General features: G+C 67.6%; 12 protein-coding genes. 7 read left to right on the top strand and 5 right to left on the bottom strand.

Annotation, left to right across the window (positions count from 1 at the left end; genetic code table 11):
• The 5 genes from AOZ13_RS06520 to AOZ13_RS06500 all read left to right on the top strand — a co-directional run.
• A partial coding sequence (locus AOZ13_RS06520; protein ID WP_148286765.1) for an integrase core domain-containing protein occupies positions 1-98 on the top strand: 98 nt, incomplete at its 5' end.
• Between the two features lie 63 nt (positions 99-161).
• The gene (locus AOZ13_RS06515; protein ID WP_049933925.1) at positions 162-1,178 is read left to right on the top strand and encodes a hypothetical protein; all 1,017 of its coding nucleotides are present in this window, start codon (positions 162-164) and stop codon (positions 1,176-1,178) included.
• 98 nt (positions 1,179-1,276) lie between these two features.
• Complete coding sequence (locus AOZ13_RS06510) at positions 1,277-4,393, top strand: oligosaccharyl transferase, archaeosortase A system-associated (protein WP_021780140.1); 3,117 nt, start codon at positions 1,277-1,279, stop codon at positions 4,391-4,393.
• Between the two features lie 6 nt (positions 4,394-4,399).
• A complete protein-coding gene (locus AOZ13_RS06505) occupies positions 4,400-5,335 on the top strand; it encodes a DUF368 domain-containing protein (RefSeq protein WP_021780139.1) in 936 nt (311 codons plus the stop codon).
• 37 nt (positions 5,336-5,372) lie between these two features.
• A complete protein-coding gene (locus AOZ13_RS06500) occupies positions 5,373-5,744 on the top strand; it encodes a hypothetical protein (RefSeq protein WP_021780138.1) in 372 nt (123 codons plus the stop codon).
• A 34-nt stretch (positions 5,745-5,778) separates the two neighbouring features.
• Here AOZ13_RS06500 and AOZ13_RS06495 read toward each other — a convergent pair whose 3' ends face one another.
• The 4 genes from AOZ13_RS06495 to glpK all read right to left on the bottom strand — a co-directional run bounded on the left by AOZ13_RS06495 (position 5,779) and on the right by glpK (position 9,951).
• Complete coding sequence (locus AOZ13_RS06495; protein WP_020222955.1) at positions 5,779-5,967, bottom strand: hypothetical protein; 189 nt, start codon at positions 5,965-5,967, stop codon at positions 5,779-5,781.
• Between the two features lie 130 nt (positions 5,968-6,097).
• Positions 6,098-7,279: a Cdc6/Cdc18 family protein gene (locus AOZ13_RS06490; RefSeq protein ID WP_021780136.1), complete on the bottom strand. Its 1,182-nt coding sequence runs from the start codon at positions 7,277-7,279 to the stop codon at positions 6,098-6,100.
• Between the two features lie 61 nt (positions 7,280-7,340).
• Positions 7,341-8,414, bottom strand: coding sequence for a hypothetical protein (locus AOZ13_RS06485; RefSeq protein WP_020221642.1), 1,074 nt, complete (start codon positions 8,412-8,414; stop codon positions 7,341-7,343).
• 4 nt (positions 8,415-8,418) lie between these two features.
• A complete protein-coding gene (gene glpK, locus AOZ13_RS06480; RefSeq protein WP_020221643.1) occupies positions 8,419-9,951 on the bottom strand; it encodes a glycerol kinase GlpK in 1,533 nt (510 codons plus the stop codon).
• Between the two features lie 370 nt (positions 9,952-10,321).
• On the opposite strand from glpK, the gene AOZ13_RS06475 reads away from it, so the two are divergent.
• Together AOZ13_RS06475 and AOZ13_RS06470 are read left to right on the top strand one after the other, a co-directional pair.
• Positions 10,322-11,221: an MIP/aquaporin family protein gene (locus AOZ13_RS06475; protein ID WP_020221644.1), complete on the top strand. Its 900-nt coding sequence runs from the start codon at positions 10,322-10,324 to the stop codon at positions 11,219-11,221.
• Position 11,222: 1 nt separating this feature from the next.
• Positions 11,223-11,459, top strand: coding sequence for a hypothetical protein (locus AOZ13_RS06470; RefSeq protein ID WP_020221645.1), 237 nt, complete (start codon positions 11,223-11,225; stop codon positions 11,457-11,459).
• On the opposite strand, the gene AOZ13_RS06465 is transcribed toward AOZ13_RS06470, so the two are convergent.
• Positions 11,456-11,914, bottom strand: a complete 459-nt coding sequence (locus AOZ13_RS06465) for a hypothetical protein (protein WP_020221646.1) — start codon at positions 11,912-11,914, stop codon at positions 11,456-11,458. The two genes, AOZ13_RS06470 and AOZ13_RS06465, sit on opposite strands and share 4 nt — an antisense overlap.
• Between the last annotated feature and the right edge of the window lie 82 nt (positions 11,915-11,996).

Raw genomic sequence — 11,996 nt, 5'->3', positions numbered from 1 at the left:
CACGTGAATGGCTTGAACAGTTCGTGCATTACTACAACCATCAGAGACCGCATCAATCGCTCGATGGAAGAACGCCCCTCGAGGAGGTGCTAAACTAGACAGTGCCGACATAGTATTTATCTCGGTAGATTTACCTATGACCGAATGGGCCGATAACACTGATGGACGTACGCGAATTCACGACCGGCCGCATCTTAGTCCCGCTCCTCTTCTTGGCTCTCGGACTCATCGAATCGATCCATCGGTTAGTCCAAATACGAGTCGGTTACATTGACCTATTCGTTGATGCGAGGGCGGTCTGGAAGCCGGCTGCACACGCCGTACTGACCGGTACGCCGCTATACATCGGTCACGCCACCGATAACAAGCCACCGCTGTGGCAGTTCTTGAACGTTCTCGTTGGTCTGACAGGCCACTACACCGCAGTATTCACGCTCCTCGTCGGTATCGCGAACGCGACAGCCGCGATCCTCATCTGGCGCTACCTTCGTCTTGCCGGGTACGAGAAGATCGGCATTCTCTCTGGCGTATTGCTACTGTCGATGATACCCGTCGTCCAGGGGCGTGTAATAAACGTCCGCTCCTTCGCCGTGATCGGAATCCTCGTCGCACTTCAGGTCCGTCACCCGTTCTTGAAAGGGCTCGCTGTCGGTAGTGCCGCCCTCATGTCGCAATACGGCATACTCGCCGGGATCCCTATCCTGTGGACCCTTCTTAATCGTCGCGAGGGTCGGTGGAGGGACGCATCACTGTTTATCCTCGGTGGAGCTGTCCTCTGCCTCGTGTCGTATCTACTCGTCTATTTCATGTGGGGCCCCGACTCGTTCGTCGCCGCGGTCCGGAACTCGATACTGATAAGTGGTCACTACGCTACTCAATCAGCCAAGTACACCCTCTGGGAGACGCCGCTGGTATGGGGTGGAGGCATCCTACGCGTTGTCTTGGGGTCGCTCTATGTGTTCCTCCCTGCTGCGCTCACCGCCCGGTACGAGGTGAGTGGACGCACAGCCGACCCCATCCCTCTACTGTCGATAGTCGCCGTCACGCTCTTACTTCCGCTCTTGGTCCGGTCCTTTCAGGTGTACTGGATCTATCCGCTACCGTTTCTGGCAGCTCTCGGTGCGTTCGGGTATGATCTATTCTTCTCCGAAGGGATTCCAGGGGTCCTCTCGGATTAGACGCCGCATCACTCTCAGAAGATGTCTGACGCCGGATCAAGTCGGCCGAAGGGACCAGATGACAAGGCTTATCGGTGTTTTGCGCCTCGGCACGCACAATGAGCGACGATACCGACCGGTCCGGTGGTCCCTCCACTACCGGGAGATCGGTCCTCGACGTCGCGGCGGACTGGTATCCGGTCCCCGTGGTCGCGCTCCTCATGGCGTTCATGCTGTGGGTGCGCGGACAGTCCTGGCACAACTTCGTGCAGAACGGCCGGGTGATCCTCAGCGGGAACGACCCGTGGTATCACTTCCGGAGCACGATGTACGTCGTCCAGCATTGGCCGGCGACGATGCCGTTCGACGTCTGGTCGCAGTATCCGACCGGTGTGTCCGTCGGCCAGTTCGGCACGCTCTTCGACCAGCTGATCGCGACGGCGGCGCTGATCCTCGGTCTCGGAAGTCCGAGCGATCACCTCGTCCGGCTCGTCGTCCTGTTCACGCCGGTCATCGTCGGAACGCTCGTCGCGATTCCGACGTACTTCATCGCGAAGCGTCTCGCCGGTCGGTCGGCAGGCGTAATCGCAGCCCTCGTCCTCGCTCTCATCCCCGGTGTGTTCCTCAGTCGGAGCCTCGTCGGCACCGCGGACCACAACATCGCGGAGCCGCTCTTCCAGTCCGTCGCCGTCCTCGGCTTCCTCGTCGCCTTCCACGTCGCGGAGCGTGACAGCCCGGTCTGGGAACAAGTACGCGCACGCGAGTGGGGCGCCCTGAAGCCCGTCCTCGGTTGGAGCGCGCTCGCCGGTATCGCCACCGGTCTCTACATGTGGATGTGGCCGCCCGGTGTCCTCCTCGTCGGCATCGTCGGCGTCTTCTTCCTCCTGAAGCTCGCGAGCAACCACTACAACGGGACGAGTCCGGACCACCTCGCCATCGTCGGCGCGACGAGTATGCTTATCGCTGGTGCCATGCTCTTCCTCCCGTTCGACACGGTCGGGTTCTCTGCCACCCGCTTCTCTCTCCTCCAGCCTGTCGTGGCATTCGCCGTCGCCGTCGCCTGCGCCTTCCTCGCGTGGCTCTCGCGGGCCTTTGAGAGACGCGACGTCGACCGAGCGCTCTATCCCCTCGCCATTCTCGCGATTTCGATCGTCGGTGCCGGCATCGTCTACGTCGCCCTTCCCGACGTCTTCCACCTCGTCTTCGACAACTTCCAGCGCTTCGTCGCGTTCGACGCGAGCGCGTCCGAGCGCACTATCGGCGAGGCCCAGCCGTGGCTCGGGAGCCTCTCCAGCTACGGCGGCTCTCGCTTCGCGCTGTTCTTCGGCCAGTACGGTCTCGGGTTCTTCGCGATGCTCGCCGGTCTCGCGTGGCTGCTCTGGCGGCCGTTCTTCGGCGGGAACGCGAGCGACCGGGAGCGCTGGTTCGCCGTCGTCGCGTTCGTCGTCACCGCGGTCGTCGTCGCCTTCCCCGATCTGATCCCGACGGTCGCGGGCGCGATCGGAATCGATCCGACGTGGACCGGTCTCGTCGTCGTCGGCGGCCTGCTGTTCGCGACGGTCGTCATCGGCGATCACGACGCCGAGCGGTCGTTCGTCGTCGTCTGGACGCTGTTCATCGTCGCGGCGGCGTTCACGCAGATTCGCTTCAACTACTATCTCGCGGTGCCGGTCGCGGTGCTCAGCGGTTACGCCGCCTCGGTGGTCTTCGACCTCGTCGATCTCGGCGCGGTCCGCGATTCGGTCGATAACGTCGAGGCCGTGCACGTCTTCGCGGTCGTCGCGGTGTTGCTCGTCCTCGTCGCGCCGCTCGCGGTCTCGGTCTCGCTCAGCACGCCGCGCGGGAGCATGCAGACGAGCACGGCGGCGCAGACCGGCGGCTCGGCGAGTCCGGGGAGCGTGACCGGGTGGGCGCCGATGCTCGACTGGATGCAGAACAACACGCCCGCGGAGGGCGATTACGGGAACGCGAACAACGCGGATCAGCTCCAGTACTACGGGACGTACCACCAGACGAACGACTACGACTACCCGAAGGGGAGCTACGGCGTGATGAGCTGGTGGGACTACGGGCACTGGATCACCGTGCTCGGCCACCGCATCCCCGACGCGAACCCGTTCCAGGGCGGCGCGACGTACGCCGCGAACTACCTCCTCGCGCGGAACGAGACGCACGCGAACGAGATCCTCGACGCGAAGGGCGACGCGGACGAGAAGACGCGCTACGTCGCCGTCGACTGGCAGATGGACTCGGTCAACTCGAAGTTCGGCGCGCCGACCGTCTTCTACGACGATACGCCGAACGTCAGCCGGTACGACTTCTACCGTCCGCTCCTGCATCAGACGCAGGGCGGCCGGTATCAGGTCAGCGCGTACGTCCACTCGCAGGCGTACTACGAGACGATGATGACCCGGCTGTTCCGCTATCAGGGCTCGGCGATGTCGCCCCAGCCGGTCGTCATCGACTGGGACCAGACGAGCGGTCCCTACTACCTCTCCGACGGCCAGAACGAGATCCACGAGATGGACAACATGAGCGCGGCGCGGGCGTACGTCGCGAACGACTCGACGTCGCAGATCGGCGGCGTCAAGTGGTATCCGAGCGAGCGCGTCCCCGCGCTGCAGCACTATCGGCTCGTCGGCCTGAGTTCGAAGGCGCCCTCGCGGAGCCTCTCGACCATGCCCGCGTGGGCGAAGCTCTACGAGCGCGTGCCGGGCGCGACGGTCCACGGATCCGGGCCGGCGAACGCGAACGTCACCGCCTCGGTGACGATGTATCCGACGCAGCAGGGCGAGAGTCAGAACTTCACGTACACCCAGCGCGCGCAGACCGGGCCGGACGGGGAGTTCACGATGACGCTGCCGTACTCGACGACCGGCTACGATCGGTACGGGCCGGAGAACGGCTACACGAACGTCAGCGTCCGCTCGACCGGCGACTACTCGTTCAGCGCCACCGGCCAGAACGGCACGTTCTGGCACGCGTCGGCGAACGTGACCGAGGGACAGGTCAACGGCGCGAACGACACGGCCACGCAGGTCCCGATGCAGAAACTCGACCTGAGCTCGCTGACCGGGGGGTCGCTCGGGTCCGTGACCACCGGGAACTCGACCGCGAGCGGCGGCAGCGGCGACAGCGGGAGCACGAGTAGCGGCGACAGCGGGAGCACGAGTAGCGGCGGCAGCGGGAGTTCGGGCGCCGCCGACCTCGACGCTCCGACCGCGCGGGCGGCCTGAGCGTCGATGAGCGCGCGCGAGTGGTTCGGCGTCTACCTCCGCGGCGTCGCGATGGGCGCCGCGGACGCCGTCCCCGGCGTCTCCGGGGGCACCATCGCGCTCATCACCGGCATCTACGCCCGGCTGATCGACGCCGTCGCCGGTCTCGATCCGCGCGCGTTCCTCGCGCTCGTCGGGCCCGTCGTTCGCGCGCCCGTCGACGCCGCGGCCCGCCGCACCGTCCGTGACGAACTCGTCAGGATGGACGTCCCGTTCCTCTGCGTGCTCGCCGTCGGCGTCGTCTCGGCGGTCGTCACGGTCGCGAACGTCGTCCAGTACGCCCTCTCGGCGTATCCCGTCGCGACGTACGCGTTCTTCTTCGGACTCGTCCTCGCCTCCGTGCTCCTGCTCGCGAGCGACGTCAGACTCGGCACGCCGCGGCACGCCGTCGTGGCCGTCGTCGGGTTCGCGCTCGCGTTCGTCGCGAGCGGGCCGGCGCAGAGTCACCTCCCCGCGAACCCGCTCACGACCTTCCTCGTCGGCGCGCTCGCCATCTGCGCGATGGTGCTCCCCGGCATCTCGGGATCGCTCATCCTCCTGACGCTCGGCGAGTACGACCGTCTGACGGGCGCGGTGCACGCGGCGACGGCGGCGGCGCTCGCGGGCGACGTACAGGGGTTCGGCGGGCCGGCGACGACGCTCGTCGTCTTCGCGTGCGGCGCCCTCGTCGGTCTCCTCTCCTTCGCGCGCGTCGTCGCGTGGGCGTTCGACCACTATCGAGCGGCGACGCTGACCTTCCTCGTCGCCCTCATGACGGGGGCGCTGCGCGCGCCGCTCCGCCTCGCGCTCGCGGACGTCGCCGCGGTCGATGCGGTTGTCGTCGGTCGCTTCGTCGCGCTCGCGTTCCTCGGCGCGCTCATCATCGTCGCGCTCGAACGCGCGAGCGACGGCGTCGGCTACTAGGCGAGCGCCTGAAGGCCGTCGCCCCCATACGTGCGATATGGACGACGCACACCCGATATCGCCGACGGTCGTTCGAGAGACGGCCGCGGACCGCGACGTCTCCGCGAGCGCGCTCGCGGACGCGCTCGCGGCGTTCCAATCCCTCGCGAGCGATTCGCCCGGCGTCGAGAGCGTCGACGACCTCGTCTACGAGTGGCGCGCCGCGTTCCGCGATGACCCGCTCGTCGAGCGCACGCCGGACGCGTACTACCTCGCGGTCGGCGAGCGCGTCTGGCGCGACTTCGCCGAGCGCCTCGACTGGTCGGCCGACGTCCGCGAGAGCGCGCGGGCGGCCCACGAGCGCGCGTTCGCCGCGACGCTGTCCGAGGCGGCGCTAGACGGGCGGTGCGCGCTCGTCTTGTGCCGCTGACGCGCTCCCACGCGTCACGCGGCGTCGCGCGACGTCACTCCTCGCCGCCGTGATGGTGCACCCAGTTCTGGGTGGCGACGAGGTCCTCGCTCCCGCAGCCACCGCAGACCTCCGGCGGCTGGAAACTGCGCTTCCCGGTCGCGGTCCGCTGCGGGATGCCGGCGTGGATCAGCTGACAGTCGCTACAGACGTATCGCGCCACGTCCTCCGGTGAGTGTGACATGGCTACTATACATGACCGTAGAACAATAATACTTCGCCCCACCGCGTTCGGGGATGTCTCCTAAACGCGATATACACGGACCTATCGGGGTATATCTGGCCGAATCGTCGTCGCCAACTACCGCCGATATTTAGTGTTTCATATCGTATATCTCTCGGTAGACCGTCGGTGGGAACCAGAGTTCGACGCGGCTCGGTGAGCGCCCCTTGCCGCTCGCGTCGCCGCCGTCGGCCGAGCGGACGCGCTCGACGATGCCAACCTCGGCCAGCTCGTAGAGGTAGCGCTCGATCGTCCCCGTGGAGAGATCGATGTCGGGGTCGGCGCCGACCGCCTCCGCGGCCGCGGTGACGGAACGGCGGTCCTCGCGCGTCGAATCGACGAGCGCGCGGAGGACGCGTCCCTTGTTCGCCGGGAGCGCGAGCACCTCGCCCAACGAGGCGGACGGTCGCGGGACCGACTCGCACGCGGCCTCGACGTCGGCCTCACTGAGGCGCGTCCGGTCCGCCGCGTCCGCGCGCTCGGCCGCCGCGAACAGCGCGGCGAGCGCGTCGTGAGCGTTCCCCTCCGCCCAGCCGGCGATCCGACGCGCCAGCGCGTGATCGAGCGCGCCGTGGGCGAGCCCCGTCGACGCGCGCGTCGTCAGCACGTCGATGAGCACGCGGCGGCGATACGGCTCGATCTCGATCGTACGCGCGTCGGTCGCGTCGAGCCAGTCTTCGTCCGGCGTCGCGCGCCCGATGGCGATCCAGCGGGCGTTGTCCGGGGACGTGGCGACGCACTCGCGGAGAGCGCCCGTGTCGACGCGCGGGGAGTCGACGTGATCGATCGCGACGACGACGCCCGTGCGCGAGTCACGGAGGACGTCGCGGAGGCGCTGGCGGATCTCGTCGGTTCCGATGCCGTGCTCGGGTACCGACTCGTCCACGATCCCGTCGAGCACGCGCCGGTAGAACGCGAACTCGCTCGTCGTCTCGCGCAGGTCGACGTAGACGAACCACGGCGTCGTCGACGACGCCGCGCGCGTGCTCGTGTGAATCGCCGAGCGGGTCTGTATCGAGAGCTGATCGAGGTGCGCGAACAGCGCCGTCACGACGGCCGTCTTCCCGGCGCCGAACGGCCCGTGGACGTACGCGTTCGGCGGGAGGGAGCCGTCGAACACCGGATCGAGGTGGTCGAGCAGCCGCTCGACGGTCGGCCCGCGACCGGACGGCTCGTCGTCGTGCACGACCGGCGAGAGCGCTCGATACTCGCGTATCAGCCGCGGCGAGTCGGATCTGTGTCGGCGTCGTCGGATCCGCGCGTCGATATCCATTGTGAGTGTGGTGGGGTTTCTCGTATCAATTGCGTCCTGAAAAGCCGACGGATCGAGGCGATCAGAGTCCGAGATAGCCGGCGTTCGGGAGCACGCCGAGCAGGTAGAGCACGCCGACGACGAGCATGATCACCGTGATCGACATCGCGGGCGGGTCGACGTGCGTCCCGGAGTGGGCGTAGAAGATCCGCTGGGTCGCCTCGCCGACGACGCCCGCGAGCGCGCCGAACACGCCGGCCGCGATCAGCGCCGCGAGCGTGCTGCCGAACAGCCCCGACCCGAGCATCGCGCCGGTGACGCCGATCAGCGTGAGGTGGTGCGTCACCGGGATCTTCGCGACGCCGAGATTGAGGAACAGCAGACTCGCCGCCGAGATGCCGTAGCCGAGGAAGACGCTCCCCGTTTTGAGCCAGATGTAGCCGCCGAGGATCCCGCCGACGAGACCGATGGCCGTGACGTTCACCCACTTGTACTGGTGGCCGAGCCACGGCTCGACGGCCAGTCGGCCGGCGTTCCCCTCGGGGACGTCGTCCGGTTGATCGCGTGGCTCGCCGCGCTCGAACGGCGACATGTCGAAGACGCCGTCGCCCGCGGGCGTGCCGATCAGCGGGTAGTCGAAGACGAGGCGCGCGATCACGGCGGTCAGGAAGACCGACAGCGCGATGTTGTCCGTCGGGAACCCGATCCCGCCGGCGATCTGCGTGATGAGCATCCCGAGCGCGCCGAAGAGCGCGCCGACGGCGAGGATGTCGGGCTTCGTGCCGAACGCGGAGGAGATGTCCTTGCCGAGGTGGTAGTCCCACCCGTTCGGGTTCATCTCGGGATACTTCTTGCCGACGTACGCGGAGGCGGCGACGCCGCCCGCGAAGCCGACGTGCGGGCCGACGACCATCCCGAAGCCGATCGTGCCGGTGATCCCGGCGGCGAGACCTCCGTGGATGGCGTCGAGCGAGTTCAGCTGGCTCTGGAGGATGCTGACGCCCTCACCGAGCATGACGACGAAGCCCGTGAAGACGAAGGACGGGAGCGCGCCGAGCGACGCGCCGAACGCGCCGCCCGCGAGCGCGGCGATCAGCACGACGAGGAACGACTCGACGTCCATCCCGATGACGGGGATCTGGAGTGGTGCGATCATCGGGTCACTCCTCCCGCGCCCAGTCGAGCGAGCGCTCGACGGCGTCGTCCCAGCGGCCGTACATCCGGTCGGCCTCCTCGGCGTCCATCTCCGCCTCGAACTCGCGATCGATCTGCCAGTTCGAGCGGAGTTCGTCGATGGTGTCCCAGTAGCCGACGGCGAGCCCGGCGGCGTACGCGGAGCCGAGCGCGGTCGTCTCGTCCACCTCGGGGCGCGCGATGTCCGTCTGGAGGATGTCCGCCTGCAGTTGACAGAGGAAGTCGTTCTTCACCGCGCCCCCATCGACGCGGAGGCTCGTGGTCTCGACGCCGGAGTCGGCCTCCATGGCCTCCGCGATGTCGCGGGTCTGGTAGGCGATGGCCTCCAGCGTCGCGCGGACGATGTGCGCCTTGCGCGTCCCGCGCGTCATGCCGACGATGGTGCCGCGAGCGCGCCCGTCCCAGTGGGGCGCGCCGAGACCCGTGAACGCGGGCACCATGTAGACGCCGTCCGTGGAGTCGACGGAGCGCGCGAGTTCGGCGGTCTGGGCGGCGTTGTCGATGAGATCGACGTCCTCCAGCCACTCGATGGCGGCGCCCGTGATGAAGATGGACCCCTCCAGCGCGTACTGGACCGGCTCGCCGGACATCTGGAAGCCGACGGTCGTGAGGAGCCCGTGGTCGGACTCGACGGCCTCGTTCCCGGTGTTCATCAGGTAGAACGAGCCGGTGCCGTAGGTGTTCTTCGCGTCGCCGGCGTCGAAGCAGGTCTGCCCGAACAGCGCGGCCTGCTGGTCGCCGAGCGCGCCCGCGACGGGGACCTCCGCGCCGAGGAATCCCTCGGGGTCCGTGTGCCCGTAGTACTCCTCGTCGGAGGACGGTCGGACCTCGGGGAGCATCTCCTCGGGGATGTCGAACTCCGCTACGAGGTCGTCGTCCCACGCCATCTCGTGGATGTCGAAGAGCATCGTCCGCGAGGCGTTCGTGACGTCCGTGACGTGCTCGCCGGTGAGGTTGTAGATGAGCCAGCTATCGATGGTGCCCATCAACAGCTCGCCGTCGCGCGCCCGTTCGCGGAGGTTCTGCGCCCGGGACGACTGGAGCTTGAGCGGCTCGGCGTTGTCGAGGATCCACTCGGTCTTCGTCGCGGAGAAGTAGGCGTCGGCCTCCAGCCCGGTCTTCGCGCGGATCCCGTCGATCTTCCCGTCCGCCTCGAGTTCCTCGACGCGGTCGGTCGTCCGGCGGTCCTGCCAGACGAGCGCGTTGTGGATGGGCTTGCCGCTCTCGGCGTCCCAGACGATCGTGGTCTCGCGCTGATTCGTGATGCCGATGCCCGCGAGCTGCGACGCGTCGAGATCCGCGTCCGCGAGACCCGCGGTCACGACCGCCTTCGTGTTCTCCCAGATCTCGACCGGGTTGTGCTCGACCCACCCCGGCTCCGGATAGATCTGCTCGTGCTTCTCGTAGGCGTTCCCGACGACCTCTCCGCTGTGGTCGAAGACCATGAAGCGAGTCCCGGTCGTCCCCTGATCGATCGAACCGACGTATGTGCCTTCCATAGATTCCCTCGGAGAGCGGATTCTTTACCGACGCATCCGCCTTGGCGATCAATAAACAATAACAATAATAAAGTTTACTCTCGGCGACGGGGGTGTTAGTAGTTGTCTCAGGCGGCCACCGGGACGGAGAAGCCGGGAACGTCGTCGGCCGCGTCCCGTTCGACGTAGGCGACCTGCAACCGGCCGGGCGCCGTGCGTTCGGCGGTGATCGCGGTGACGCACGCTGCGAGTCGAGGATGCGGTGGCGCCCGCTCTCGTTTGCCCTCAGCGAGACTGTTATCGTTGTTGGTGATAAATATCTAGCTGTGGCTTCGGCCGGTTCACGTCGGTGGGCCGATCACCAGAGGGGCACAGGAGGAAATCAATCAAGATGACACATTCATCGGAAAACTGGGGGTACCGGTATCTCAACGAGCTGATCGGGACGTTCATCCTCGTGTTGCTCGGCGACGGCGCGGTCGTCCTCAACATCCTGACGGGCGGGTTCGGCCTGTTCGGCGTCTCGATCCTCTGGGGGTTCGCGGTCATGTTCGCCGTCTATTGGGTCGGCGGCGTCTCGGAGGGACACATCAACCCCGCGGTCACGATCGCGAACGCGGCGTTCCGCGGCTTCCCGTGGCGCCGCGTTCCGGGGTACATCGCCGCGCAGGTCGTCGGCGCCTTCCTCGGCGCGGTCTGGCTGCTGTTCATCTGGAGCGGCTACTACGACGCGTACGACGCCGCGCACGGCGTCACACGGGGAGCGCCCGGAAGCTCGATCACCGGGATGACGCTCTGGACGTTCTTCCCAAACCCCGCGTTCGCGGGCGTCACGCCCGAGAAGCCGCTGACGGCCGTCGCGAGCCTCGTCTCGTTTCCGCAGGCGTTCCTCAGTCAGGCGATGGTCACGGCGGTCCTCGTCGCCGTCATCTTCGCGCTGACCGACGACCGGAACCCGATGGGGACCCGCGACACGGCCGCGCTCGGCGCGTTCCTCATCGGCCTGCTCGTCGCGGCGCTCGTCATGTACGAGTCGCCGATCGACATGGCGGCGCTCAACCCCGCGCGCGACTTCGGACCGCGCGTCGCCGGCTACCTCTTCGGCTGGGGGCGGATCGCGTTCCCCGGACCGCGCGGCGGCTGGTGGGTGCCGGTCCTCGCGCCGCTCGTCGGCGGTCTCGTCGGCGCGTTCGCCTACGACTACGGGACGCGCGTCCGCCTACCGCCCGCCGACACCGGGGAGGAGAGCCCGCGCGTGCACGAGCCGGACGTCGCCGAGGCGGAGGAGTGAGATGGCGAGCGCGCCGCTCACCGTCCGGGAGTACCTCCGCCTGCTCGCGCGCGACCCGCTCGTCCCCGCCGGTCTCGTGCTGTTCGTCCTCGGCGTCGTCGTCGTCGACCTCACGCCCGGCCTCGGCTCGCTCGTCACGGGCCGGATCGGCGCGTTCGCACTCTCCGCGGGCGTGATCGTCTTCGGTCTCGGGTACACGCGCGTCCAGCACGTCCTCCGCGATCGACGCGAGCGCTAGAAGTCGGGGAGGTCGTCGGGCGCCTCGTAGTCCGCGTCCCAATCGACGTAGTCGGCCTTGAGTCGATCCGAGACGATCCGGCCGAGTTCCGTCAGTTCGGCGTTGATCGCGGAGACGGTGCTCCACGAGTCGAGGTCCGGGTGGAGGTCTCGCTCCTTCCAGTCCTCGGGGATGCCGGGCGCGTGGTAGCCCACGCGGTCCGCGAAGTCGTCCCAGAAGAAGTCGAAGCGCTCGATCAGCCCGAGATCCGTGGCGATCTCCCACTCGGACTCGTCGAGGTCGCTCGACGCGGCCCACTCCGCGAACGCCTCCTCCCACGCGCCCTCGCGGAGGAAGGCGTCGAGGTCGTTGCGGTGCGCGTCGTTCGACCCGGAGACCTCCACGTCGTCGTACTGTTCGATGTCGGTCTCGGTCTCCAGCTCGGGCGGCTCCGGCGGCTCGACGTCGAGGCCCATGACGTGACGAGGGCGTCCCGGCCCGAAGTAGGTTGCGCCGCGGGCGCGCGGTCGTTTACTCCCACCCTGCCGATGGGGATAA

Origin of the sequence: Halarchaeum acidiphilum MH1-52-1 (genome assembly GCF_000474235.1) — an archaeon.
Lineage (GTDB): Archaea > Halobacteriota > Halobacteria > Halobacteriales > Halobacteriaceae > Halarchaeum > Halarchaeum acidiphilum.
This window is presented reverse-complemented; position numbering and strand designations above follow the sequence as displayed.